General features: G+C 64.6%; 31 protein-coding genes. 6 read left to right on the plus strand and 25 right to left on the minus strand.

The window, feature by feature from the left end:
• Window positions 1-7: 7 nt before the first annotated feature.
• The 20 genes from FHS75_RS05000 to FHS75_RS05095 form a co-directional block, all read right to left on the minus strand.
• Complete coding sequence (locus FHS75_RS05000) at window positions 8-1120, minus strand: OmpA family protein (RefSeq protein ID WP_179406647.1); 1113 nt, start codon at window positions 1118-1120, stop codon at window positions 8-10.
• Between the two features lie 181 nt (window positions 1121-1301).
• Entirely contained in the window at window positions 1302-1760 is a 459-nt protein-coding gene (locus FHS75_RS05005; RefSeq protein ID WP_179406648.1) for a DUF2793 domain-containing protein, read from the minus strand.
• A 22-nt stretch (window positions 1761-1782) separates the two neighbouring features.
• Window positions 1783-3960, minus strand: coding sequence for a phage tail protein (locus FHS75_RS05010; RefSeq protein WP_179406649.1), 2178 nt, complete (start codon window positions 3958-3960; stop codon window positions 1783-1785).
• A gap of 6 nt (window positions 3961-3966) precedes the next feature.
• The gene (locus tag FHS75_RS05015) at window positions 3967-4377 is read right to left on the minus strand and encodes an NlpC/P60 family protein (protein ID WP_179406650.1); all 411 of its coding nucleotides are present in this window, start codon (window positions 4375-4377) and stop codon (window positions 3967-3969) included.
• Window positions 4374-5198: a DUF2163 domain-containing protein gene (locus tag FHS75_RS05020; protein WP_179406651.1), complete on the minus strand. Its 825-nt coding sequence runs from the start codon at window positions 5196-5198 to the stop codon at window positions 4374-4376. Before FHS75_RS05020 ends, FHS75_RS05015 begins: the two co-directional genes overlap by 4 nt.
• On the minus strand, window positions 5195-7528 hold the full coding sequence (locus FHS75_RS05025) for a DUF2460 domain-containing protein (RefSeq protein ID WP_179406652.1): 2334 nt from the start codon (window positions 7526-7528) through the stop codon (window positions 5195-5197). The genes FHS75_RS05020 and FHS75_RS05025 overlap by 4 nt, the downstream gene beginning before the upstream one ends.
• 17 nt (window positions 7529-7545) lie before the next feature.
• Entirely contained in the window at window positions 7546-8118 is a 573-nt protein-coding gene (locus FHS75_RS05030; protein WP_179406653.1) for a tail tape measure protein, read from the minus strand.
• Window positions 8111-8302 carry a phage tail assembly chaperone gene (locus tag FHS75_RS17805; protein ID WP_179406654.1) on the minus strand — a complete coding sequence of 64 codons (192 nt, stop codon included), beginning with the start codon at window positions 8300-8302 and terminating at the stop codon, window positions 8111-8113. The genes FHS75_RS05030 and FHS75_RS17805 overlap by 8 nt, the downstream gene beginning before the upstream one ends.
• Window positions 8299-8616: a gene transfer agent family protein gene (locus FHS75_RS05040; RefSeq protein ID WP_179406655.1), complete on the minus strand. Its 318-nt coding sequence runs from the start codon at window positions 8614-8616 to the stop codon at window positions 8299-8301. Before FHS75_RS05040 ends, FHS75_RS17805 begins: the two co-directional genes overlap by 4 nt.
• A complete protein-coding gene (locus FHS75_RS05045) occupies window positions 8613-9020 on the minus strand; it encodes a phage major tail protein, TP901-1 family (protein WP_179406656.1) in 408 nt (135 codons plus the stop codon). Before FHS75_RS05045 ends, FHS75_RS05040 begins: the two co-directional genes overlap by 4 nt.
• Window positions 9021-9043: 23 nt before the next feature.
• On the minus strand, window positions 9044-9433 hold the full coding sequence (locus FHS75_RS05050; protein ID WP_179406657.1) for a DUF3168 domain-containing protein: 390 nt from the start codon (window positions 9431-9433) through the stop codon (window positions 9044-9046).
• Window positions 9434-9608: 175 nt separating this feature from the next.
• On the minus strand, window positions 9609-10157 hold the full coding sequence (locus FHS75_RS05055; RefSeq protein ID WP_179406658.1) for a head-tail connector protein: 549 nt from the start codon (window positions 10155-10157) through the stop codon (window positions 9609-9611).
• Between the two features lie 131 nt (window positions 10158-10288).
• Window positions 10289-11425, minus strand: coding sequence for a phage major capsid protein (locus FHS75_RS05060; RefSeq protein WP_179406659.1), 1137 nt, complete (start codon window positions 11423-11425; stop codon window positions 10289-10291).
• Between the two features lie 61 nt (window positions 11426-11486).
• Entirely contained in the window at window positions 11487-11882 is a 396-nt protein-coding gene (locus FHS75_RS05065) for an HK97 family phage prohead protease (protein ID WP_179406660.1), read from the minus strand.
• Window positions 11879-12187 carry a DUF6127 family protein gene (locus FHS75_RS05070; RefSeq protein WP_179406661.1) on the minus strand — a complete coding sequence of 103 codons (309 nt, stop codon included), beginning with the start codon at window positions 12185-12187 and terminating at the stop codon, window positions 11879-11881. The genes FHS75_RS05065 and FHS75_RS05070 overlap by 4 nt, the downstream gene beginning before the upstream one ends.
• Window positions 12184-13347, minus strand: a complete 1164-nt coding sequence (locus FHS75_RS05075; RefSeq protein ID WP_179406662.1) for a phage portal protein — start codon at window positions 13345-13347, stop codon at window positions 12184-12186. Before FHS75_RS05075 ends, FHS75_RS05070 begins: the two co-directional genes overlap by 4 nt.
• A 68-nt stretch (window positions 13348-13415) precedes the next feature.
• Complete coding sequence (locus tag FHS75_RS05080) at window positions 13416-14744, minus strand: DNA-packaging protein (RefSeq protein ID WP_179406663.1); 1329 nt, start codon at window positions 14742-14744, stop codon at window positions 13416-13418.
• A complete protein-coding gene (locus FHS75_RS05085) occupies window positions 14734-14979 on the minus strand; it encodes a hypothetical protein (protein ID WP_179406664.1) in 246 nt (81 codons plus the stop codon). Before FHS75_RS05085 ends, FHS75_RS05080 begins: the two co-directional genes overlap by 11 nt.
• A gap of 304 nt (window positions 14980-15283) precedes the next feature.
• Complete coding sequence (locus FHS75_RS05090; RefSeq protein WP_179406665.1) at window positions 15284-15466, minus strand: hypothetical protein; 183 nt, start codon at window positions 15464-15466, stop codon at window positions 15284-15286.
• Entirely contained in the window at window positions 15442-15924 is a 483-nt protein-coding gene (locus FHS75_RS05095) for a PIN domain-containing protein (RefSeq protein WP_179406666.1), read from the minus strand. Before FHS75_RS05095 ends, FHS75_RS05090 begins: the two co-directional genes overlap by 25 nt.
• A 540-nt stretch (window positions 15925-16464) precedes the next feature.
• On the opposite strand from FHS75_RS05095, the gene FHS75_RS05100 reads away from it, so the two are divergent.
• Complete coding sequence (locus FHS75_RS05100) at window positions 16465-17925, plus strand: RNA-binding domain-containing protein (protein ID WP_179406667.1); 1461 nt, start codon at window positions 16465-16467, stop codon at window positions 17923-17925.
• A gap of 161 nt (window positions 17926-18086) precedes the next feature.
• On the opposite strand, the gene FHS75_RS05105 is transcribed toward FHS75_RS05100, so the two are convergent.
• Window positions 18087-19043, minus strand: a complete 957-nt coding sequence (locus FHS75_RS05105; protein ID WP_179406668.1) for an IS1595 family transposase — start codon at window positions 19041-19043, stop codon at window positions 18087-18089.
• 182 nt (window positions 19044-19225) lie between these two features.
• Between FHS75_RS05105 and FHS75_RS05110 the strand changes: the two genes are divergently transcribed.
• The gene (locus FHS75_RS05110) at window positions 19226-19861 is read left to right on the plus strand and encodes a YqaA family protein (RefSeq protein ID WP_179406669.1); all 636 of its coding nucleotides are present in this window, start codon (window positions 19226-19228) and stop codon (window positions 19859-19861) included.
• 10 nt (window positions 19862-19871) lie between these two features.
• Here FHS75_RS05110 and FHS75_RS05115 read toward each other — a convergent pair whose 3' ends face one another.
• From FHS75_RS05115 to FHS75_RS05130, 4 genes are all read right to left on the minus strand, one after another.
• Window positions 19872-20642 (minus strand): GDSL-type esterase/lipase family protein, encoded by a 771-nt coding sequence (locus tag FHS75_RS05115; RefSeq protein WP_229735651.1) that lies wholly within the window; start codon window positions 20640-20642, stop codon window positions 19872-19874.
• 12 nt (window positions 20643-20654) lie between these two features.
• Entirely contained in the window at window positions 20655-21905 is a 1251-nt protein-coding gene (gene spt / locus FHS75_RS05120; protein WP_179406670.1) for a serine palmitoyltransferase, read from the minus strand.
• A gap of 20 nt (window positions 21906-21925) precedes the next feature.
• Entirely contained in the window at window positions 21926-22174 is a 249-nt protein-coding gene (locus tag FHS75_RS05125; protein ID WP_179406671.1) for an acyl carrier protein, read from the minus strand.
• A gap of 78 nt (window positions 22175-22252) precedes the next feature.
• Complete coding sequence (locus FHS75_RS05130; RefSeq protein ID WP_179406672.1) at window positions 22253-22615, minus strand: response regulator; 363 nt, start codon at window positions 22613-22615, stop codon at window positions 22253-22255.
• Window positions 22616-22702: 87 nt separating this feature from the next.
• Between FHS75_RS05130 and FHS75_RS05135 the strand changes: the two genes are divergently transcribed.
• Genes FHS75_RS05135 through FHS75_RS05150 form a run of 4 tightly spaced genes read left to right on the plus strand, consistent with a single transcriptional unit; the run spans window position 22703 to window position 24827 of the window.
• On the plus strand, window positions 22703-22951 hold the full coding sequence (locus tag FHS75_RS05135; RefSeq protein ID WP_342356012.1) for a DUF3572 domain-containing protein: 249 nt from the start codon (window positions 22703-22705) through the stop codon (window positions 22949-22951).
• Entirely contained in the window at window positions 22948-23619 is a 672-nt protein-coding gene (locus tag FHS75_RS05140; RefSeq protein WP_179406673.1) for an HAD family hydrolase, read from the plus strand. The genes FHS75_RS05135 and FHS75_RS05140 overlap by 4 nt, the downstream gene beginning before the upstream one ends.
• Window positions 23612-24082 carry a RidA family protein gene (locus FHS75_RS05145; RefSeq protein ID WP_179406674.1) on the plus strand — a complete coding sequence of 157 codons (471 nt, stop codon included), beginning with the start codon at window positions 23612-23614 and terminating at the stop codon, window positions 24080-24082. The genes FHS75_RS05140 and FHS75_RS05145 overlap by 8 nt, the downstream gene beginning before the upstream one ends.
• Window positions 24060-24827, plus strand: coding sequence for a glycerophosphodiester phosphodiesterase family protein (locus tag FHS75_RS05150; protein ID WP_179406675.1), 768 nt, complete (start codon window positions 24060-24062; stop codon window positions 24825-24827). The genes FHS75_RS05145 and FHS75_RS05150 overlap by 23 nt, the downstream gene beginning before the upstream one ends.
• Window positions 24828-24836 lie beyond the last annotated feature (9 nt).

Consider the following 24836-nt stretch of genomic DNA (forward strand, 5'->3'; position numbering starts at 1 on the left):
GAGAAGCTTACATGCCCGAACCCGGACCGTAAGTGATCTCGACGCGGCGGTTCTGAAGTTCGCGAACGCCGTCCGCGGTCGGAACGCGCGGGTTGCTTTCGCCGAACGCCTGGCTCGAGATGACCGTGTCGGGGATGCCACGAGCGGTCAGGTACGAGCGGACCGACGAGTTGCGACGCTCCGACAGGCCCATGTTGTACTGCACGGTACCCGAACGGTCGGTGTAGCCCGCGAGCATGATCGGAACGCGATCGCAATTCGCGTAGGCACTGATCGCGCTGTCCAGAATGGTGGCAGCTTCCGGCGTGATGTCGGACTTGTCCCACTCGAAGAAGACGATGTACGGGCCCTTGTTGCAGACCGCGCTCGGCGGAGCCGGGGGAGCCGGCGGACCCGGGGGAGGCGGCGGCGGCGGCGGCGGCGGCGGCGGCGGAGCCGCAACGGGACCGCCGAAGTTGTAGATCAGGCTGCCCATCGCACTGTGCGAACGCCAGCGCGTCTCGACCGAACGACCGAGTTGGTCGACCATCTTGAGATCGTCGACGTTGTGGAAGCGATACTTGATGCCGACGTCCCAGTTGTCGGTCAGCGGCGCGCGTACCGCCGCGATGACCTGCCACGCAAAAGCGGTGTCGGAATCGTCGAAGATGCCCGGGCCGGTGCTGTTCAGGCTAGCGTCGTAATCGACGCGCGAAACGCCGACACCACCACCGATCGAGCCCTGGAAACCATTGTCGCGACCGAAGTCGAGAAGACCGTTCAGCATGAACGAGAGCGCGCTGGCATCGCCCTGGAGGTCGTAGGTGCCGGTGGTCAGGTTGTTGCCGCCGAGCACGGGCACCGCAACGCCCGCATCGATGGAGTCGTTGTCGGCCGTACGGTAGCTGGCTTCGGCTTCAAGCCGGAAGGCGCCGAAGTCGTAGCCGACCGCGCCGCCACCATCGACGCCGTATTCATGATCAATGGCAGCGCCGTTGGTCGTCGTGCCGATATCGAATTCACTGTCTTCGACGATCATGGGACCGAAATCGAGTTCGATATACCACGAACCGTCACGCGCCATGGCTGGCGTGGCGAGAGCTGTGGAAGCCAACGCCATCCCAAGGACGAGTTTCCGCATTATGTTTCCCCTATAAAGAGACTTGGAGCCACCGAGTGTGCGATGTCTACCGCCTATACAATGGCCACGCAAGCGGGCAAAATCTTCAACTGTTGCAATAATGCCGCGTTCCCTGCGCGTTTGGATGACCCTATTGCACCCAAATTGCTTCAGATTTGGCACTAATAAACCTCAGGTCTGTTCAGTCTTGAGCGAAGATCCCCGCACCCTTGAGTGCCGCCATTAGTTCGACGATCGCTTGTCGGGCCTCGGTGTCAACGTTGGAACCGCCGGAAGGTTCCGCAGGAGACTCAACCCTTTGCCACCCGTTCAGATAGTGAACCTGCTGGCCGGTCGAGCGATCGAGCAGCCGCATGCCGTCCCTCGGCGATACGTAGAGCCATTGACCACTCTGCTGGCAGGCGATGGTGCCGTCCCTGCCGCTCCACTCGCCGGTCGCGCCCGCGCCGACGATCCAGCCGGTACCATCGATGGGGGTTTCCGGTGGCGCCGGGGATGTGCCCTCGACGGACCCGTGCAGCAAGGCATCGATGATTGCGAAGGCCTCGTTCACATAGAACTCCTTCTGCGCTTGTCCCGAGTACAGGAGGGGAAGTGCAAGGCGGGGACTGGTCGCGTCGAAGACTATCGGGTCGGACATGATGAACTCCGTGTTTTGCTGATCATGCTGGGAACAGGGTCGGACCGGATTGCGCATAGGTGCCGACCTGTTTGACGAAAAAGCCTTGGGCGAGGCCTTCCGCTGCGGACTGCGGGTCAAGCTCCAGGCGGGGCACATCGACCGTCCATGCCGCAGCCGGAGCCGAGGGCTCTCCGTACCCGACGATGTAGCTTTCACGCGTCTCCGCCAGCGGGACATCGACGCCATCGGTCCATTCCCATGCGCCCCGCGCCCGCCGCGCCCAGGTCAGCCGCAGGCCGCCTCCGGCAAGAGGTTCCGCGCGGGGGTGAACGGGACGAAGCGGTTTCAGGGTAACTCCGCGCAGGGCGATCGCGCTGGTAACGGGGCCGGCATCACCAGGGCCGATTGCGACGAGAGTCGCGTACGGCTGCGCGCCGACGATGGCGGGGTCGACGGAAACCGGCTTTTCATCGAGGAGCACGAATGTCTCGCCGGCCAGGTGCGAGATCGCGCCTGCCTCAGTGCCTCCCCGGCCGCGCAGCAACCCGGAAAGCTTCCATCTGGAAACGCCTAGTGCAGTCGCCGTGGCGAACTGGATTATCTCCTTGCCGACGAGCGCCAGGTTGGCTCCGGCGGCAAGCTGGCGCGGTGCTGCGTCGGAGAGGACGAAGTCTGCCGATGCAAGGGTGACGACCAGCGACGTCGATCGATCGAGGATTAACGGCGAGAGAGCCGGTAACGCATTCTCGGTCGTACCGACAATGGCTCGCCTGCGACCGCTCGATCCGAGCGAATGCAACTCGCCATCGCCGCGGTCGGCATAGAGTGCAGCGCCCTTCCAGCCAGCTTCGCTGGAGGAAACCGCGGCGAAAACGGCGGGAGTGGAGCCTGCTCCGGTCCCGTCCCACGGCATTTCGAAAGCCGAAAGTCGGGTCTCGGGCACCGTCAGGTCGTCGGGAAGGTTGGCCCTGCCGGGATCGGTCGGCACCGGCGGCGCGGCCTCGGCCGAGGCCGGCAGGACACGTGTCAGCTGAAGTTCCACACCCTTTTCGCGCCACTCCCATTCCGCGATGCGCCAGGTTCCCTTCTCGCCGGGCAACCTGACGATGGATCCGGGCGAAAGGGACGGGTCGAGATCAGTTGTGCGCCATGAAATGCGGCTACGCGACCAGTCGAGCCGCCGCGACATCCTGAGCGCGATGTCACGTGCGTTCGCCGAAGTCAGCACTGCAGGAATTTCGACTGTTCGCGGCTGCCCGCTGCGCTGCACTATGGGAGCGCGCTGCACGCCCGGAAGATAGTCGCGATCAACGTCGTAATAGCGCAGTATCTCTGGAGGCGTTGCTGGTTCTTCGGCGCGCTTGCGGAGAAATCCCGATGCACCGCCGAAATCGTCGTCCCCCACCGCAATCGCAGGTTCCGGCAAGATGATGGCAACGCCTTGCACCGATCCATCGCGCAGCTGGAGCGTGTCCCCCGTAGCGCTGGCGTTGAACGGGCAGGCCGGCTCGAGCGCCGCGAGGGTGCCGGACAGGGGACCCTCGCACGAAAAGCCCGCTACTCCGCCAAGCGGCACGGCAGCGTCGGTTCGGGGGACTACCTCTCCCACCAGCTTGTCGAGAGACAGCGGATCATCGTCGGCGAAGACTTCGAAAGTCAGGGCGGGGATGCGATTGAAGAAGTCTCCCAGCTCGAGGTCTTCGAAGACCACGTAGGCAAGCCCGCGATAGGCCGGGCACCTGTCCTGACCTTCGATCGACGCGATCAGCGGATCGGGCATCTGGTCGCCTTCTCCTGTGTACACCCTGAGCGTCCCGGGAGCCTTCAGATCGCCCGCTTCGCCTCGCAGGAGATTGCCGTCGGCCCATATCCTCCCGATGCGCCCGATCGGCCTGCTGGAAAGGGCGACCGCGAACGAAGCGGTGTAGCTGTACGTCGTGACCGAGGGTCGGTTCTTGCCGCCGCCTTCCGTCTCGGACCTTTCGACCAGTTCGGTCGACCAGATGATCGAGCCTGACACGCGCATCCTGCCGAAGTGACGCGGGATGGGCGTGCCGTAGCTCGATGTCGTGGCATTGAGTTCCTTGAGGCGCGGGCCTTCGCGATCCGGAGTGCCGATGATCAGGCCATCGACCTGGCGGCCGACGAGTGCGCCGAGCGCGCCGCCAATCGGCCCGCCGACAAGCGTGCCGACCGCTCCGAGTACCAGTGTAGCCATCTTTGCTCAGTGTCCTTCTTCGGAAAGGCGCAATTGCCGGATCGTCGGCCACGGCAATCCGCCGGATTGTATTAGGACGCGCCGTGCACCCGCATGGGCGTGTACGAAGCTCTGCGCGTTCAGGCAGATCATCAGGTGAAGCTGGCAGGGTCCGGGTTCGACAAGCAGTACGTCGCCCGGCAGGATCTCGTCCTCGACGCGAGCCAGGCCGCACGCCGTCGCGACTTCGTCGAGGTCCGGTCTGGATAGCGCGCGGAGCCTGTAGCCGTTCGGGAGCCGGGGTCGCTTGCCGATCGCGACGAGGGAAGCATGAAGCAGGCCGATGCAGTCTAGGCCGTGTTCGGCCCGCCGGCCGTGGAGCCGAAAGGGAACTCCGGCGAAACTACCGGCGGCCGCCGCCAGGGCATTGCCGCTCACGATGGGGGCAGGGGATATCGGGAGATGAGGTCGTTGCCCGGAAGGTGCGGCTCACCCTGGAAGTTCGCGGCGTTGGTGAACCTCGACGCGCATGTTTCGAGCCGGCGGTCGCATCCCTCGCGCACGATGGCCCGCAGCCCGGATGGCAGCGTGCCATCGATGGGAACCGCAAGGATGAGTCCTCCGCCCTGCGCCGGACCGGTGATAGGCATCTCCATTCCCGCATGGGGACCGTCGAACCATCGCAAGGTCCCGCCAACGAGCGCTTCTTCAGACACAGGGCTCTCCAGTTGAACGGCGTTCTCGGGAGCGTTCAGCGCAATCAGGATCGCTTCGTGCGTGAAGTGCGCGGCGTTGAGGTTGCAGCCGGGAGCGCAAAAGTGCGCCCGGCACGTCGGCGCCGTGCGGGGCACGGGATCGATCCGCAATTCGGCCTTGCGCGAGACGAGTTCGGCGGAGAACGAATCTTCCTGCTGCGAAACCGAACCGAGAGAGCCGCTATAGAGGACCACCTTCTCTCCGGTCTCCCAGTCGACGAGGCCGATCTTGACGCGCGCTCCGTCGAAACGTCCCTCCGAAAGATCGGAGGCCGAGATCGAATCGTGGCTGAGGGACCCCATCACGTCGGCGCTGTCGGGTTCCAGGTCGGCGGAGCGGCGAATTGCCGACGGGACCATGCCGGGAGCGGCGCGATGCCGGATGCCGTCGAACCAGAGATCCTGGTCGTGCGTGGTCAATCCGACGGTCACGCCGTCTTTGCGGAGCACGCGCCAGAACGACGCCACGGTTTCAAGTTCCTCGCGGAACCACACCCGGCTCATGCCGCTTCCCGGATTTCGACGACAGGAACGCTGGGCGCCTCGCCGGCGGCGAAAGCGGCTCCGGAAATTTCCAGGCGGTCGTCCGCAAAGCGAACCGGTACGTCGAAGATGAAGCCTGCCCGCACGACGCTGCCTTCCGCTGGCGGCACGTCGAAAATCACGATCCCGCCCGTTCCGAGCGCGAAGTTTTCCTCCTGCACGCCGTTTACACTGACCAGCAGGCTCTCGGCCCGAGGCCGCGTGATCCGGCGAAGCTGGGCTGCTTCGGCGGTGCCGTAGCGCTTGGAAAGCGGGAAATCCGTGGTCGCGCCATCTCCGCGGCCGATAAGCTGGTCGAGCATCGTCGGCGTACCGACCATGCCGCTGGAGCTGAAGTCCGTGGGATCGCGCAGCAGGAATCCCCGTGCTGCGCCCCTTCTCGCCCGGTAGAATTCGATGAGGTCGCCGAGTTCGGCTTCCGATCGGATGCCCGGGCCGACATCGAAGCGCAGCCGGGCATCGGACCACAGGCTGTTGCGGCGCTCGAAGCCCGAAGCGGTTACCGAAACCGAGGTCGAAAATTCGGGAATGACCGTCGCATCCCGTCCGAGTGCGAGGGGATACCGGACGTCGTCGAAAGCTTGCATGTCGTCACCTGGTTTGTTCACGGGGATGCGGACGTATCCGTCGCGGGAAACCTGCGGCAGCGCCCATACGAAAACCTCGTGCGGATCGCGTTTCAGCGCCTCGTCGATACCTGCGTCGATCCTGCGCCAAAGGTCGCGATCTTCGGGCTTCAGGACGAAGCCTGCGAAATAGTCCTGTTCCGCAAGGGGATAGCCGAGATGCTCGTCGAGGCGGGTGTAGGCTAACCGGCGATATCCGTCCGAGCCGCTCGTCAGCCAGTCGTAATCCTCGACCTGCAGGCGGTCGAAAGCGGGGTATGCCCAGCCGCCAGGGACATTCGCGCGCCGGGCCTCGGGCATCTCCGGATCGAGGATCGTCGGCGAGAAGATGAGCAGCAGGCTTTCAAGCGGCTCGGGCGCGACGGCCGAACGCGCCGCTTCCACGAGAGCGGAGGTGGACGCCGCCAGCAGCGAGCCGGCGGCGTCGAGGAGCGCGACCTGCTCGTCATCGAGCGGCTGCCGGATGTCCTCGATATCGGGCGGGTCGCCCCCGAACGCGGCGCGGGCAGCGGCATCGTAAAGGCAGATCCGTCCGCCCGGCTGGACCCACCACCACGGCTCGCCCACCTGAAAGCGAACCGGAACACCGGCATCGCGGGCGAGGGTGACGAATTCGGCGGCAACCGATTGCAGCCATGCCATGGCAGCGCCGTTTGCAGGCGACAGCAAGGCAGACGGCGGGTCCCATCCGGTCCGGCCGGGTTCGCCGTCGAACGTGCGCTGCTGCCAGGCGGAGGGGCAATGCTGGGCGAGCACTTCGTAGGAAAGCGAGACGATAGGCGAGAAGCCGAGCGCGGCGCATGCGGAAAAGTACCCAGCATGCCATGCACGGGCCGGCCCGCAGAGGGGATCGCCGGTCCCTCCGACAAGGAACTCGCCAGCGGATGGTGCGAGCCGGAAATAATGGCTCATGCCGACATAGTGGACGACGCTGCCGCGATAGCCGAGCTGGCGAGCGCTTCGCAGCAGCCGCGCGGGGGTCTGCGTGCCGCAATCGTCGAAGGCCGTCGCCATCGCGAGGCCATGGGGAGGGACGACAACGTCTCCGATTTCCAGCATTGCGCGATGGCCGGTGCATTCGATCCCGGTCAGTTCGACCCAGCCTTCGACAGGGCCGGGCAGAGCATCCTCCACACCGGCTTCGTAATCGGGGGAGACGAGCGATATGAACATCCGGTCGATACTGCCGGGCCATACGAGATCGGCATCGTCGGGCAGTGTGAAACCGCCGCGCAAGTCGGAGAAGCGCAGCACGATGCGCGCGTCCTCGTTCGTACCCTCGGCATAGTTCCACAGCCGGACGTACCAGGTGCGAGGTTGCCTCGCCTCGTCGCGGCCCTCGATCGTCAGCGTCGGTCCGTTGATCCCGTCGAGCGGGATGATCCCGCCCGAACGCCAGCGGAACGAGAGCGTCGTGCGCGAATAATCGCGATCGGTCGCGTAAGCGAGGAGGGGGTGGTCGAGCGTGTCCTCGCTCTGCCAGATCAGTCCCGCAAGGTCGGTCTTGCGAAGGAACGTCGCTTCCACGCGCAAGGCGTCGGGGGCGGTGGTGACGACCGAAGCCATCATCGGGCGCGGAAAGTTCACCGTCCAGAAGCGCGGGTCGAAGCGCTGGATCCAGTCGGTCACCTGCCCCTCGCGTTTATCGGCGAGCCAGAACGCCATCGATAATTCCTCCCGGTTCAGGCGAGCGCGCGGCGGACGGCGGCGGCAACCTGCCGGGCCGAGCGCTGCAGCGACTGCGGCACGTCGGCACCGCGCGGAGAATTGACGTTGATCGAGATGCGCACGTCGCGCCCGCCTCCCTGGCCGGGCTGCCCGATACCGAAATTCTCGACCCGGCCTGCCGAGGCGGGGACGAAAAGTTCGGGTCCGCGCTCGCCTACAAGGTAACCGCGCCCGGGAGAAACCGCCCCCCCCGTCGCGCGGCCCGGAAGTCCGAGCGCCGCTCCGATGATCCCGCCCGCATCGAAAAGCCCGCCGAACAGGCCGCCGCCGCCCGAGGGTATCAGGCTGTGCAACGCCTGCGCCGCGATCTCGTCCAGTGCATTCAGGGCGACGCGCTTGAGGTCGTCGAAGCCCAGGCTGCCCTTTCGGATCGCACCTGTCAGCCCGCGCTCGAGAACGTCGCCCGCACGGGCGAAACCGTCAGCCAGCGTGCCGTCCACGGAGCCTCGCATAGTAGCGATATCCTGCGCGAATTCCTCGGTGCTCGCTCTCACTTCGACGAGCAGGCTCTCGACGTCTTCATCCATTTTCGCTCTCCATCAATCGTTCGAGGTCGTCGCGGCCGAGGCCGCCAGCAGACGTGGCGGAATGACCCAGGCTGGCGGCGAGTTCGGCCGGTGTCGCTTGCCAGAATTCGTCAGGAAGCCACCCCAGCGCCCGCGCCGCGATGCCGGCAAGCACGATCGCGGCGGCTCCGAAGCCGGAGCTCACCCCGCGCCCTGGAGGATCTGGGCAAGGACGGCGCGAAGCGCGGGGGCGCAACCGGCGAGACCCCTTTCCATAACGGCCGCACCGACCTCTTCGCGCGTGATCTCCCCGCGCTCGGCAAGGCAATGCCAGAACAGCGCGGCAAGCTCGGAAAGGCGCAACCCGCCCTTGCCCGCGCGCTCGACGAGCGCGAAAAGCGAGCCGAGTTCCTCTTCGGCGGCGACCAGCGCGGCAAAGGTCGGGCGCAAGGTATGTGGGCGTCCCGCGACGACCAGCGTCGCTTCGCCGCGGTGCCGGTTGGCCGGGCGCTCGCTCATGCGGGCACGACCTCGCCCGAGCTTTCGAGCTGGACGGTGTAGTTGCGCTCGCCGTTGAAGTCGCCCGCGTAGTCCAGTCGTTGGATCAGGAAGCGGCCGCGAAGTTTCTCGCCGTCCTCGAAGCTGAGCTCGTAATCGTCGAGGATGCCCGCCATCGCGTTGGCGCGAATCCGGCCCTCTGCAGCGCTGCCGAGGAAGATGCCGGCGGCACTTACCGAAACCGAGCGAACGCCCGCGCCCGAAAGCAGTTCGCGCCAGCCGCCGCTGTCCTTGCTGGTGACGACGACGGTGTCGCCGGTAATCGACATCTGCGTCGTGCGCAGTCCCGCGACGGTTTCGAAGGCCGGGGTCTCTGCCCCGTCCGAAATCTTGAGCAGGAAAGCGCTGCCTTTCTGGGCGGTCATGGCATTCTCCGTGATGAAGTGGATCAGTCCGCCAGCAGGCGGAAGCGGTATTCGATTAGGATCGCGCGGCGGCTCTCGCCGCGCTGCTCGGCGCGGGCGCGCAGGAAGCGGGCAGTCACGACGGTGAATCCCGGCTGATAGCGAGGGATCGAGGCGACGCGCTCCTCGATCCGGGCGACGAGGTCCGCGGCACTGTCGGCCCTGTCGCCGCGGCAATGCAGTTCGAGTGCGATGCGCACCTCGCGGCCCTCGTTGCCCTTGCAGCCCCATTCGGCACTGGCGCTGGTCGCGATGGCAAGCCAGGGGAGTGCGGTACGCGAGGGCGCTTCCTCGACGATCGCGTTGAGCTCGGTTGCCAGTAGCGGGTCGGCCGCGAGCCAGCCGAGCAGCGCGGCGCGGAAGGGTACTTCCATGGACCGGGTCATCCTTTCGTGAAGAGGGGCCAGAGGAGCGTCGCGCGCCGCCAGCGGGATGGATCGTCTCGGCGCTGCCGTGCCTTCCGTTCGCCGCGCGCGACGGCGAGGGCATGCGCCTTTCGGGCAAGCCGGTTCGCGAAGGCCGCCGGACCTTCCCGTGGTTCGGCCTCGATCATGAGAGGCGCATCCGGCGGAACGGGCGCCAGAGCGCTGCGACCGAAGCGGGCGGCAATGGCGCCGAACCAGCACTCTCCCGCTCGCGATGCTGGTGCGCGGCAAGGCGGACGACGCCGTGGCGCAGCTTTGGCGGCAGCGCATCCCATTCGGCGGCTAGACCGGCGGTGAAGCGCACCGCGATGCGCGTCGCCGCGCCCGGCGTGATGACGAGGATGCGACCGCTTCCCTCGGCATCGAGATCGACGGCATAGGCCTCGACCGGCAGGGCGAACCTGTCGCCGCTCGCGGTCAGGCCGTCTACCTGTGTGATTGCCTCGACCGGGCGGGTCGAAAGCGTCTGCCAGTCGATGCCGACGGGCAGCATTTCCTCGCATTTGCACTCGAGCGGCAAGGCACCGACGAAGGCCTCGCAGGTTTCCAGGCTGGTGCGAACGAGGTCTGCCAGGGGCGCATCGTCGTGCGCCGTGGTGATGCCGAGCCATTGCTTGAGTTCGGCGAGGGCCGAGGGCGAGACCTCGGCAGGCGTGACGATAGCCCGCTTCATGGCGGCGGCCTCCGTTGATTCGGGTTTCGAGAAGGGGCACCCGCGCCGCCTTGGGGGAGCATCGGCGGCGCGGGTGCGAACCGGACAGGGAGAGGGCCTGCCCGGCTATCGGAAAGAGGCTGTCCGGCGGATCAGGCCTCGATCTTCATCAGCTTGATCGCATCGCTGTCGAGCACCTGGCCGCCGATCCGCTTCGTCGCGTAGAAGTGGACGAACGGCTTGTTGGTGAACGGATCGCGCAGGATCGCGGTCGCGCTGCGCTCTGCGATCAGGTAGCCGGCGCGGAAGTTTCCGAAGGCGATCGGGAAGGCGTCGGCGGCGATGTCGGGCATGTCCTCGGCCTCGACCACCGGGTAGCCGAGCAGGCGGTTGGGCTGGCCTTCCATAAGTCCGGGCTGCCAGAGGAACGAGCCGTCGGCTGCCTTCAGCTTGCGCACTTCTGCGAGAGTGGTCGAGTTCATCACCCAGCTCGCGCCCTGGCGATGCCCGGCCTTGAGCGAATGGACGAGGTCGATGAGGCGAAGCTCGGGAGACGTGTCGAAGCCGGAAGCGTTGCCGCTGCCGACGTACTGCAGCGTTGCGAACGGGCGGATGCTGTCGCCCGCCGCGCTGGTCGGCGCGCCGAGGAAACCCCTGGGCTGGTTGACGCCGGTGCCGCCGACGAAAGCCGCACCCTCGGCCCGCGCGAATTCCATCGCGATCTCGTCGGCCAGCCATGCCTCAAGGTCGAAGGCTGCATCCTCGAGCATCGCCTGGCTCGCCGCCGGATTGGCGTAGAGCTCACCCGAAGGCGGCGCGACTTCGACGAAGCTCGGCGTATCGGTTTCGGGACGACCGGCGGTTTCGCTGACCCAGCCGGACGAGGTGCCGCCGGTGGTCACGAGCTTGCGATAGCCGGCGCTGCCGGTCTGGACGACCTGGGCGATCGAACGGATCGGGCTGATGTTCCTGAGGCGCGAGGAGATCATCGCATCGATCTCGCGCGGGACGGCATAGCCCCCGTCGCCCGGTACAGCTCCGGAGATCGACTTCAGTTCGGCCTCGCGGCCCATGCGCAGGTAGCCGTCGACGAAGCCCTTGAGCTCGGGGCTGGCGGGAGCCGCGCCCTCGAGTACGGGCCGAGCAGCGGCTCGCGAGACGCGATCGAGCCGCGATTTGACGTCGTCGACGTCGGTTCGCAGCGCCTCGACGGCCTGGTCGGTGGCATCCTGCCTCGCGACGAGATCGAAGGACGCGTCGAGCGCCTCGGGCGGAGTATTCATTTCCATTGGGCATTCACCTTTCGGGGGTTGTTCTGGCCGTTCCGTGACCGGCGCGACCGGGCGGGATTCAGGAGACGAGGTGCACGCGCGCGCCGTGCTGCATGGGGCGGGAGACGAGGCTGACCTCGAACAGCTCGACGTCGAGCAATTCGCGCCCCTCGGGCGTCTGGCGGCTTTCCAAGGTCCGGTATCCGAAGCTGAGACCGGTCATCCGCCCGCGCCGGACGGCGATCCCGGCGGCACCGTCGGGATTGTCGATCGAGGCGACCACACGCAGGCCGCGCGCGTCCTCGCTCGCGCTCACAATCCAGCCGATGCGCAGATCGGGGCGGTGCTGCCAGTAGAGCGGGATCGGGTCGCGCCGCCCGGCGAGGGTCCTGGCAAAGGCACCTTTGCGGATCATGTCGCGCCCGGCGTCGCGCTTGCCGAAAAGCGCGGCATAGCCGGCGAAGCGCAGGCTCATCGCAACAGCTCCGTCGCGCCGATGCGCACGGCGATCCCGATGAGCAGCAGCGCCAGCATGGCGCGCACCGTCCAGTCGATCGCGGCGCGCCAGGCACTGGCCTTCGCGTCGCGCCAGGCCCTGAGCAGCTCGCGCAGTTCGACGAGATCGTCCTGCGCGGTCTCGTCGTCCAGGCCGAGGTGCGCGAGCATGCGCTGCGCGCCAAGCTCGCTGGCTTCCTCGACTATCGCGCGCAAGGTGACGAGGTCGGTCCCGTCGATGGCCGCCTGCGAAACGAGTTGCGCCAGCATTTCCTCACTGTTCATGAATTGTTCTCCTGTTCGGCCGGCGCTTCGGGCAGGCCCAGCAGCGCTCGCTTTTCGGCGTCGGTAAGGAAGTCGGCGTCGGTGACCTGGGCCCAGAGCCGCTCGCGGTCCTCGGCAAGGGCGGGCACGCGGTCGAGATCGATCGCGAGCCTTGCATCGGGGTACCAGGGCTCCAGTCCCTCGAGCAGCGCGGCGAAAAGCTTGGCCGAGAGCGGCAGGAGCGTAAGCCGCCACAAGGCGCGGTTTGCCTCGCGGTAGTTCGAGTAGGTCGAATCGCCCGGCAGACCGAGCAGCATCGGCGGCACTCCGAAGGCAAGGGCGATGTCCCGCGCCGCCGCTGCCTTGAGCGTCGCAAAGTCCATGTCGGCTGGCGTCATCGACATCGACTGCCACTTGAGACCGCCCTCGAGCAGCATCGGGCGGCCGGCGTTGTTCTCGCCCGAGAAGGCGCGGGCAAGTTCGGCCTTGAGCCGGTCGAACTGGTCGGGGGTAAGCGTCGCCGTATCGCCCGCCTCGTAGACCAGCGCGCCCGAGGGCCGCGCCGCGTTTTCGAGCAGCGACCGGTTCCACACAGCGGCTGCATTGTGCGTGGCGACCGCCTGCTCGGCCGCCGCGAGGCACCCGGCGCCGTAATGGTCGTCGGTCGGATGGAAATGGCGGATATGAATGACGTTGGGCGAGGCGTCCTCGTCGAGGACGGGGATGGTCAGCGACTGCTCCCCTACCCGGTAGGCATAGGCGGTGGGCCAGCCGTCGGATCCGGCTATCACGCTCATCCGCTCGGGCCGCAGCGCGAACAGTTCGACCGGGCGGCCCCTGGCATCCTTCATGATCTGCACGTACCCGTTGCCGTGCAGCAGCAGGTGGGAGGCCAGGGTTTCGAGGAGCGACTGTCCGGCGCTCGTCGTCGCGACCAGCCGGGCGAGGTCGGGATCGGTCTCGAGAAGCGGCGCTCCGCCGATACCTTCGGCGACGAGGCGAACGGCCCGCTGGGCCACCGGGTTGTCGATGTAGGCGCGCCCGACCGATCCGCGGTACTCGAACGGGACGCGCGGCGCTCCTGTATCGGCGAAAGCCCAGGGCGAATTGAAGCTGCGCGCCAGCGGCACGCGGTCGCCCCCGCCCTTGAAGGCGGCGGCAAGCGTTTGAAGGAAGGACATCGTTTGCCTTTCGCTTGGGTTTCGGAACGGTCCGGTCCGGTTCGTTTCGGTTTCGGTTCCCGGGGTCTTCAGCCCACCCACACGCGCGGGCGGGCGGGACGGTTGAGCATGAGTTCGGACAGCGCCCAGACAAGCGCGTCTGCCCTGTCCGGGGAGCGGCCCGGCCCCTCGTACCCGCCCCCCGCCATCAGGCCGCACAACTCGTCTTCGAGCTGCGGGAAGTGTCCGGCATGCCGGACACGTCCGACCTCGTAGAGTGCCGCGACCGGTTCGGCGCGCGCAGCCTTGCCACGAGTGGCGTGCACGAGTTTGACCGGCAACGAGATATCCGCGGCGCGCAGGACGCTTTCGACCATCGCGCCGCCCTGGTTCGCTTCTGCGACGACGCGGTCGGCGCGCCATTCGGCTGCGGCGTTCGCGACCGCCCGCGCCCATCTTTCGGGGCTGGGCCTTGCAACCGATGCATCGGCGAGAACGTGCCCCAGGCCGTCGCCGCCCAGCGCCGCGACGACGATGCCGCATGCGTCGCCGTTCGCCGAGGCCGGCGGATCGACGCCGACGACAATCCTTGCGCAATCGGCGGGCGGCGCATCGCTGCGGCATCGCTCAATCGTCTCGCGGCTCCACAGCGCACCCGGTATGTCGGCGACGAGTTCGCCGTCGAGCTCCTGCCGCGCCAGTTGCGACTTGCCGAAGGTACGGCGCATGTCCCTCAGGAACCGGCCTGGCAGGTTGTCGGCGTTGTCCTCGGTCCGGCCCCGCGTCACCGCCAGTCCGTCGCCTTCCTCGGCCAGCAGGCGGCGAAGCAGCGGAACTGCGCGGGGCGTGGTCGTTGCCAGCAGTCGCGGGCATTCGCCGAGGCGCAGGCCGAGCAGCAGGTTATCCCACGCCGCCTGCGCGCGGTCGCCCGCCTGCTCCCACTTGGCGATTTCGTCGCACCAGGCATGGCTGTGCTGCGGACCGCGCAGCGATTCGGGCTCGCCTGCCGAATAGAGCGTTGCCTGCGCGCCGTTGGGCCAGCTCAGGCGTCGCAGCGAAGGTTCGAACTTCGGTCGGCGGCGCGGCGGCGTCGTGCCCAGGATTCCGCTTTCGCCTTCCACCATCACCGCGCGCGCTTCGCCGAGCGAGGCTCCGACCAGGGCGATGTGCGCTTCGGGATCGGTCGTCGCGATTTCGCGGATCCATTCCGATCCGGCGCGAGTCTTGCCGAAGCCCCTGCCCGCAAGGATGAGCCAGGTCCGCCAGTCGCCGCCCGGCGCGACTTGCGGCTCGCGCGCCCACAATCGCCAGTGCCAGGCGAAGGCCGTCCGCTCGGCCTCGTCGAGGTTGCGGAGCGCCGCCAGTCGTTCGTCCTGCGGCAGGTCGAGGAGGAACTGCAGGCGCTTGCTACGCCTCATTCGCAGCTTCCGCGGCCTTCAAGGCGCGTTCGCGCATCCGGTCGAGCTTGGCGTCGATCGAGGCGAGCACGGCTTCGGCGTCCTCGTCGTCGCGAATTGCGCGCTCGCGCGCCACGGCCTCGCGGTGTGCCGAAAGCAGGCGGAAGGCGGTGGCGTTATCGTAGGTCCTGACACCCTTCTTCGCACCGGAAGGTGGCTTGATCTCACCGGTCCGCAGGCGATGGAGGAGGTCCATCTCGAGGTGGTCGTAGCCTTCGATCAGCGCCTGCTGCCACTTGCGATAGAACGCGGGGTCCCTGCGCTTGGCATCGTATGCTCTCGACGTGCTGACGCCCGCGCGCTTTGCCGAAGCCGTGATGTTCGAGGTTGCTGCAAGCTCGGACAGGAATGCTTCCTGCCAGTCGCACGGGGACGGCTGCCGGACGTCTCGTCGTCCGCCATAAGCTGCTGGTCCGTTTGCTGGAGTGGATCGGGGGTCGCTTGCCGGCCGTTTCGAATCGGTCCATCGCGATGTTCCCTCTATGTGGCGATTAGGTAGTTTACAAACCCGCCACGACAGCGAACAGCCAGCGCACCGCTGGATAACCTAGGGAAACCGCCATCAAGAAGGCGATGACGGTGAATTCCAGCTCAAGAAGATCGGGGTTGCGCATCGCCGGACGGGATAACCGATCCGGTGCGCTGTAGGACAGAGGGGTTAGCTTCTGATAGGCTTTGACCATGAGCCTTTCTTGGGTGGACGGGGTGGCTTTCCCCTAGGCCGATCGTCCGGGTGCATCCAATTTTTTGGCGGATCATACTCAGTGGGGCGTAAAACCGGCACGCCATTCAGGGTCAACCGATCATTTATCACGCAGCGTTCAATATCTTGCTGGGTCAGGCTGACCGATTTGACGCCGTACTTGCTGTAGCCAGAAGGGGCGGAGCGGTCTGGAGGAGCAACTCCCACAAGCATCTTGCCCTTCGGGTGCAGAGATTGAGAAAATACACGAGCTGTGGCTACTTGGTCGGTGTCCGCACTTAAAAGTAGAGCCACGTCATAAACATCGTTCAAGCCGTCAAGGATCAGTTCAAGCGCGACGTTAATGTCGGTTTGCTTTTCCGTCCATTTGGTTTGACCTGTCGCGATACCGTTTTCCTCGATGTTTTCGGGCACATAGTGGCCATTGATGATTTCCACCCCACAAGCGCGCTGCGCATCATTGAAGCGTTAGTGGCGTTGACGCTTTCCCGGGTCCTGCCGAGTGCTCGGGACCGCAGTGCAAAACAGCACCTTGACTAGGCGTTGACCCTGTTTTTGAGCCAGGTTTTCACCGAGTTTCCAAAGATTGGCCCACTTGAGGTGGTTCCAAACTGCGCCCATCCTGTGGATAGGGTGATATAGGTTGAACCCATCGATATACAGGGCAGCGCGAGGCTTCTCGCCCCCTTGACTTTTGGCCTCATTTTGCATATGTGCGCATCACCGATGTTGAGGGTAGCGCCCTCAGCGACCCCGGCGCGGACCTTTCGAGGGCGCGACCGGGGTTTCGCTTTTTGTGGGTTTGACCACCCGTTTCAGCCGCTCTCTGAAATGTTCATCATCGTCGTCGCATTCGAGGTCGCGCGCGGCGTCCTTGAACTTATCAATCTGGGTTCTGTTATCTCGGTCCATTTGCCGCACAATAGACTCTTATTGTAACTCTCGCCAGTCGAAGCCGAATCTGGCAGGGGAAACTGCGTGAACATAAAAATCGATGATGCAGCTTCATTGGTCGAGAACCTCCGGTCCCTTCCGCATGAGACCGACTGGGTTGAATTTAAACACAACTATGAGAATGAAGAAGGCATCGGGAAATACATATCTGCGTTGTGTAACGCTGCAATCTTGAACGAGAAAGATGATGCCTATCTCGTTTGGGGCATAGAGGACGAAACGCATAAAGTCGTCGGGACCAATGTTGATGTTAGGAAAAAGAAGAAGGGGAATTCTCCGTTTTTATTTTGGCTGTCTCGGGAGTTAGACCCAAGTCCGACGCTTCATGTAGAGACAGTTGAATATGAAGGAATGCGTGTCGAATTACTCTGTATTCGTCCGCCCTATGAACGGCCGGTGCGCTTTAAAGGGCAAGCATACGTACGGGTCGGAACGGCGCAACAGAGACTGTCCGACCATCCTGAATTAGAACGATCAATTTGGCAAATAACTTCCCGGTTTTCCTTTGAGGAGTCAATCATAGAGCCGAATGCGACTCTCGAAAACCTGGATGAAAAATATGACTATACAAAGCTTCTTAATGTGCTTGGTGTCAGAACATCGTCGAAAGAGGCGCGAATTACTAAATTAGAATCAGAGGGCTTGATAAAGATAAATCTTCAGGGGCGATACGATATCAAGTCTCTATTGGCCATTTCTTGCGCTAGCGATCTTAATGAGTTTTCCGCCCTTCGCTCAAGGGGCGCAAGAGTTATTTCGTTCGACGGGGCTGATAAAGGTCACGCAGCGGATGATATAGAGGGGAAGCGGGGATATGCTGTAGTCTTTGAAAATTTGCTCAAGGTAATGATGTCCCGCCTTACGCTGGGAGAGTATTTTGAGGGCGGAAAGAGGCGCAATCATTACGCCATTCCAGAAGAAACCATCCGAGAGTTTGCTGCAAACGCCATTGTGCATCAGGATTTCACTAAACAGGGGGAGCGTCCGACTTTTGAGGTCTATTCGGACCGAGTTCGAATAATCAATCCTGGGGTGCCGTTGATTGAAGCGGACAGATTTATCGATAGCCCTTCAAGATCGAGAAATCCTAGCTTTGCTGGCTTGATGAGGAAAGCTGGACTTTGCGAGCTTCGTGGAAGCGGAGTGGATCGCGCCGTCCGGGCAATCGAAAGAATGGCCCTGCCGCCTCCTTTAATTCAACCCGTCGAAGGGTCTACGATTGTGACGGTTTTCAAGGACCGGCCATTTGCCAAGCTCACGCCCGAGGAGCGGGTTCGAGCGTGTTATCAGCATGCTTGCCTCAAGTATGAGGGCGGCGAGGCAATGAGCAATTCATCTCTGCGGGAACGGTTTGGTCTTTCGAAGAGGCAATATCCTCAGATATCCAACGTTATCCGCGATTCTATCGAAGCCAAAAAAATCGTTCCGGAAAATGAGGATCAGGGGAAGCGGTATGCTCGCTATCTCCCATATTGGGCGCGCTAATGTAATTCGTTCGGCACCATAGCGGGAGAGAAAGGGAAAAAACGGGAGAAATCCGCAATTACCAATCCGTCCTTTTTGTAATCGGCTGAGGTCAACTCTTCGTTTTCCGGTGCGGATTGGCCCGCCACCGTGAGCGGGTCCGCCCGACCGGAGGGCGATCGTCAGACTGAGATGTCAGGCCTTGCGTAGGTCAGGCGCTTGCCAACGATGCCCTGCATCGCACGGGTGGCGCGGGCCGTATCGTTGACGCCGTTTGCTTCGCGGTGCGTGTAACGGAAGTCGAACTCAGCAAGGTATCGGTGCAGGTGCTTTTCGGAGCAGTGCTGGTAGACGCCGCGCATGCCGCGCTTGAAGATCGAGAAGAAGCCCTCAATCGTGTTCGTGTGAACGTCGCCACGTACGTACTCACCGCCGCCGTGCAGTACGCTATCGTGACCGGCAAACTCGCGACCGACACGCTTATACAGGTGGGCCTCGTCGGTCGTCAGGATCGCCTCACGCTTCACGTTGTCGGATACGATCTGCGCTACCTCTGACTTGCTCACGCCCTTGGCATGGAAGGAACGTACGACGCCAGTCTCGCGATCGACGAGCGAGACGACGCAATGCTTATGCCGCCAGCCACCGCGTTGCTTTTCGACGCCCTTCTTCTGGCCGATGTAGGTTTCGTCGGCTTCAACCCGGCCACCGGGCGAACCGAACGGGGCCAGCGAGCCTTCACGCATGGCTTCCTGGATGCGGTGATGCAGGAACCACGCGCTCTTGTACTGGATTTCCAGAACGCGGTGCAGCTGATGGGCGCTGATACCCTTCTTGCTCGACACGATCAGGTGAACGGCCTGGAGCATCTTGTGGAGCGGGATGCGCGCATGCTCGAAAACCGTGCCCACCTTGACGGTGAACTGCTTGCGGCACTCGCCACACTTCTTGAGGCCGTAGCGGATCGCGCCTTCCGGGTTCTTCTTGCTCGGCTTGCCGCGAACTCCCGACAGGTCATACACGCGACCATCAACCGCGCCGCAGTGCGGGCAGGTGACGCCATCGGCCCAAACGATGCCTTCAAGGTACTCGAATGCCTTGGCTTCGTCATGGAAATGAGGCTGGGAAAGAACCGACATGGTGAAGTGCTCCGTTGATGGAACACATATATCGTGAATAGCTGGGTTTGTAAACTACCTAATCACCCTCTATGTACCGAAACAGCGTGACGATGTCAAGGATAAAGAACCAAATAGGTTATCGCTTGTCGCGTGTTCCACGCGCGTCTAGGCAGCCCGCTCTTGCAAGGGGACGCGATACGATGCTGCGCCGGCTTTACGACTGGACCATGGCCAAGGCGGCGCACCCGCATGCCGAATGGTGGCTTGCCGCGTTCTCGTTCATGGAAGCGAGCTTCTTCCCGATCCCGCCGCACCCGCTCCTCGGTCTCATGTGCCTTGCCGAGCCGAAGAAGGCGATCCGGTTCGCCGCCATCTGTACCGCGGCATCGGTGATGGGCGGACTGTTCGGTTACGCGATCGGGTATTTCCTGTACGAATCGGTGGGCGTCGCGCTGCTCGGCGCGCTGGGCCTTGCCGAAAGCTTTCCCAAGGCCGCGTGCTACCTGCGCGAATACGATGTCGAGGTCATCCTGCTCGCCGGGACGACGCCGGTTCCGTTCAAACTGCTGACGATAACGGCGGGCTTCATCGAGATGGCGATCGTGCCTTTCATCCTGGCGAGCATCGTCGGACGCTCGATCATGTTCATGGGCGTAGGCATCCTGTTTCGGCTGTTCGGCGCGCCCATCAAGGCAGTGATCGACCAGCACCTAGGCAAGGTCACCGCGCTGTTCGGCGTTCTGCTGGTGGGCGGCTTCGTCGCGCTCGCATTCCTGGGCGGCGGCGCGGAGGAAAGCAGCGACAAGTGCGACGCCGCAGTCAGCGTCAAGCGCTGAGCCCCGTGCCCTAACGCTCTCCGGCGCGCGCGAGCGCCTCGGCGATGGCGTCGCGAAGCACCGGCTCCATGGCCGCGTAGCCGGCCTCGTTGGGATGTGCGCCGTCGTCGAACAGCTCCTCGCGGAATCCCGCCTCACCGCCTTTCAGAACCGCGTTGTAGTCGGCGAGGACGAGGTTCCTCTCGCGCGCCATTTCGACGAGCCTTGCATTGACCCGCGACAGCCAGGGTTCGGGCGAGACACCCGGCTTCCACGGAAAGCGGCTCGCCGGCGGCATCGTCGCGAGCACCACCTCGATCCCGTTTGCCCGCGCCTGGTCGACCATCGCGCCGACGTTCGCGATGTAGCTGTCGATGGCGAGCGGGCCGGTGTTCCCGGCGATGTCGTTCGTTCCGACGAGGATGTGGACGACCTCCGGCCGGAGTGCCACGACGTCCTGCGAGAACCGCAGCAGCACCTGGTCGGAGGTCTGGCCGCCGATCCCGCGGTTGACCGCGTCGACGAGCGGCAGGTCCCAGAACGCGGTTAGCGAATCGCCGATCATGGCGACTTGCGGTCGTTTGCCGCTGGCGATCACTTCGGCATTGGCGGCGCGGTAGGCGCAACGGCCCGCCCAGTCGTCGATCGGCTGGCCGGTTACGGGCCCGCCCTCGGCCGCGCAGGGTTCATCGGTCATGCCGACCGTCGCCGGCGGGGGTGCATCGCGATTGCGCATGGCGACGAAGACAAGCACCGCCACCAGGGCGATGGCAAGGATCGCGATGCGGATGCCGCGCGTCACCCTGCGGCTCCGTCAGATGATGCCCGTCGCGCGCCCGGCCCGCTCGAACATGCCGACAATGGTGTCGACCTGCTCCTCGGAATGCTCGGCGCACAGCGAGCAGCGCAGCAGGGTCATGTTGGCGGGCGTCGCCGGAGGCCTTGCGAGGTTCACGTAGAGCCCCTCGTGAAGGAGGGCCTCCCACATCGCGGCACCCTTTTCGAGGTCGGGCATGATGACCGAAATGATCGCGCTCTGCGGTTCGTCGGTCCCGAGCCTGAAGCCCAAGTCCTTGAGGCCCTTGTGCAGCTTGCGCGAATTGGACCAGAGATGCTCGCGCTTGTCGCCTGCCTCCATCAGCTTGCGGATCGAGGTGGCAGCGGTGGCGACGACGCTGGGCGGCAAGCTGGCAGTGAATACGTAGGGACGGCAGACAAGTCGCATGATCTCGAACTTGGGATGGTTCGAAACGCAGAATCCGCCGACCGTGCCGACGCTCTTCGAAAAGGTGCCGATCACGAAGTCGACATCGTCGAGCACGCCCTGCTCCTCGGCCACGCCGCGCCCGTTCGGGCCGATGAAGCCCATCGAGTGCGCCTCGTCGACTAGGATCATCGCGCCGTTCGCCCTTGCGACCGCGATCATTTCCTTCAGTGGCGCGACATCGCCGAGCATCGAGTAGACGCCTTCGAGGATCACCAGCTTGCCCGCACCTTCGGGAATGCGGCGCAGGCGCTTTTCCATTGCCTCGATGTCATTGTGGCGAAAGGGCACGACTTCGGCGTCGCCCATCTTGCAGCCGTCCCAGATCGAGGCGTGGCTGTCGATGTCGAGCACGATGTAGTCGCCCTTGCCCGCGATCGTGCTGATGATGCCGAGGTTGGCCTGGTACCCGGTCGAGAAAACCATCGCATGGTCCATGCCGTAGAATTCGCACAGCGCCTGTTCGACTTCCTTGTGCCCCTGATAGGTCCCGTTGAGCACGCGGCTGCCGGTCGTGCCCGATCCGAAGTCGGTGAGCGCGGTACGGCCGGCATCGATCACTTCCGGGTCGAAGGTCATCCCCATGTAGTTGTAGGTGCCGAGCAGGATGGTCTCGCGCCCGTTGCAGACGGCGACGGTGGGCGAAAGCACACGCTCCATCACCAGGCCGAACGGATCCTCCATGCCCGAGGCGAGCAAGCCCTCGCGCATCTGGATGAGCTCGTCGAACTTGGAGAACAGGTCGCGTTCCCCGCCTTCGAATTGCTGTGGGCGATCCGGCTGGCTGACGGCTTCGGTCATCGGGTCTGTCGCCTCTCGTCTCAGGACTGTTCGGATCGCAAACGGACGACCGCGTCGACCAGTTGCCCGTAGGTTTCGATCTCGGCCTGCTGGTTCATGCTGATGATGATGTCGAACTCGTCCTCGATCGCCGCCACGAAGTCCATTACGGTAAGGCTGTCGAATTCGAGGTCGCCCGCGAAGGTCGTGTCGTCGGTGATCGTGACGCCCTTCTTGTTGAAGGGTTCGATCAGGCTGGCGATCCGGTTTGCGGTTTCGGCGCGGTCCATGTCTTGGGCTCCAGAAGCGGTTACGGCTGTTTTGCCGCCGAATGCGGCGCAAAAGCGGCGGGTGGTCGGACTGTCAAGCTATAGCAGGGCCTTTACCGCGTTCATGAACGGCGTGATCGAGACAGGCTTGGCAAGGTAACTGTCCGCACCCGCGTCGCGGATCCGCTCCTCGTCGCCCTTGCCGGCATAGGCGGTGACGGCAAGCACGGGAATGGCGCGAAGATCCTTGTCCGCTTTGGCCGCCTCGATCAGGTCGAGGCCGGAGACATTGGGAAGCTGGATGTCCATGATCATCAGGTTGGGGACGAATTCGCGCGCCTTGGCGAGCGCTTCGAGGCCGTCGGCCACCGGCTCGACGGCGAAACCCTGGCTCTTCAGCACGTCGCAGAAGAGCTTCCGGTTCAGATCGTTGTCCTCGACAACGAGGATTCGCTTTGCCATTCGCCGCGTCCATCCCATCTTGGGCTTCGACCGCTCTATTCGCTGCATGCGAGGCTGACAATTATCAGAGACAATCCTTCCCCCGCGATCGACCCGCAGGCGCTTGCCCTCAATGCGCTCGGCTGGGTGCTGGGCGACGAGGACCGGCGCATGCGGCTGCTGGCGCTCACCGGCCTCACGCCCGGCGATCTTCGCGAAAGGCTCGGCGATCCGGCGCTGTTGTGCGCCGTGCTCGACTTCCTTTGCGCGCACGAGCCCGACCTCGTCGCGGCGGCAGGCGCGCTCGGCGTCGAGCCCGAGGACCTTGCCGCCGCGCGCGAAAGGCTGGCGGCATGAGCCGGCCCCTCGTGATATCGGACTGCGACGAGGTCCTGCTCTACATGGTCTCGCACTTCCGCGACTGGCTGGGCGAGGAGCACGGCGTCGATTTCGACATGGCGGGCGGCGATTTCGCCAGTGCGATCAAGTGGCAGGAAACCGGGCAGCCGCTGGCACAGGAAGACATCTGGCGCCTGCTGAACCTTTTCTTCGACAACGAGATGCACCGGCAGGAGCCGGTCGAGGGCGCGGTCGAGGCCATCGGCAAGCTCGGCGAGCACGCCGACGTCGTGGTGCTGACGAACCTGAAGGATCACCGGCAGGAATCGCGCGTGCGCCAGCTTGCCGATCACGGCATCGATCTCGAAGTGTTCACTAACCAGGGGCCGAAGGGGCCTGCGCTCCGGGCGATTCTCGACAGGTACCGGCCGAGCCGCGCGATCTTCATCGACGACCTTGCGCAACACCACGATTCGGTCGCCAGTGTCACGCCGCATGTCTCGCGGCTCCACCTGTGCGCCGAACCCTCGCTCGCGCCGCACATCGATTGCGCGCACAAGGCCGGCCATGCCCACGCCCGCATCGACGACTGGCAGGGCGCCTTGCCCTGGCTGCTCGACAGGCTCTACGCTGAGGAAGACGGACCCGGTGCCGCCGGCAGCAAGGAATCCCAAGATCATGAATGACGACGAAATCGAGAAGCGGCTGCACGAACTGGGCCTCGTCCTGCCCGAGCCGGCCGCGCCTGTTGCGGCGTACGTACCCGTCGTCGTGTCCGGTGGTTTCGCGCACGTTTCTGGCCAGCTACCCTTCGTGGACGGTGCACTCGTCACCGGCCGGCTGGGCGAGGATGTCTCGCTCGACCGCGGGATCGAGGCGGCGCAGGCCTGCGGGATCATGATCCTTGCGCAACTCAAGGCCGCGCTCGGCTCGCTCGGGCGGATCGAGCGAATCGTGAAGCTCGGCGCTTTCGTGAATTCGACGCCCGCTTTCACGGACCAGCCGAAGGTCGCCAACGGGGCCTCGGAACTGATGGCGGCGGTGCTCGGCGAAGCCGGGCGGCATGCACGCAGCGCGGTGGGCGTTCCGGTCCTCCCGCTCGGTGCCGCGGTAGAGGTGGACGCGATTGCCGCTGTTCGCCCCGATTGACCGCTGGCGCGCGCCGGCGCCCGATCCCGCAAAGGTATCGTGGATCGGCGAGGCGGATTATGCGCATCGCGGACTGTTCGGTCCCGGCGTGCCCGAGAACTCGCTCGCGGCGTTCGGCGCGGCGGTGGATCGCGGGTACGGCATCGAACTCGACATCCAGCGGTCGAGCGACGGTCACGCTATGGTCTTCCACGACTGGGATCTAGAGCGGCTGACCGGCGCGTACGGGCCGGTCATGAAGCAGAGCGCCGAGGCGCTGGGCAAGCTGGCACTGGGCGGTACCGGGGAGACCGTTCCGACCTTGCGCGCCGTGCTCGACCTCATCGGGGGCAGGGTGCCGGTCCTGATCGAGATAAAATCGAAGCGCGATCTGCGCGTCGGCCCCTTGTGCCTTGCAGTGCGGCGCGTGCTCGAAGGCTATCGCGGCCCGCACGGCGTGATGAGCTTCGATCCGCGTGTCTCGCGCTGGTTCGCGACGCACTCGCCTCACACGGTGCGCGGGCTTTCGTACACCGAGGGCGAGGACAAGGCGTTGCCAGGCATGATCCGCAGGCGGCTGGCGCTGTGGCATGCGAGGCCCGACTTCCTGTGCTACGACATCCGCGACCTACCAGGCCGGTTTCCCGCCTCGCAGAGACGGCGCGGCCTGCCGCTCGTTACCTGGACCATTGCGAGCGCCGAACATCTGGAGCGCGCCGAAGCACATGCCGACGCCGCCATCGTCGAGGGGCCTGCCATTCGATGAGCGATCCCG

Origin of the sequence: Novosphingobium marinum (genome assembly GCF_013408095.1) — a bacterium.
Taxonomy (GTDB): Bacteria; Pseudomonadota; Alphaproteobacteria; order Sphingomonadales; family Sphingomonadaceae; genus Novosphingobium; species Novosphingobium marinum.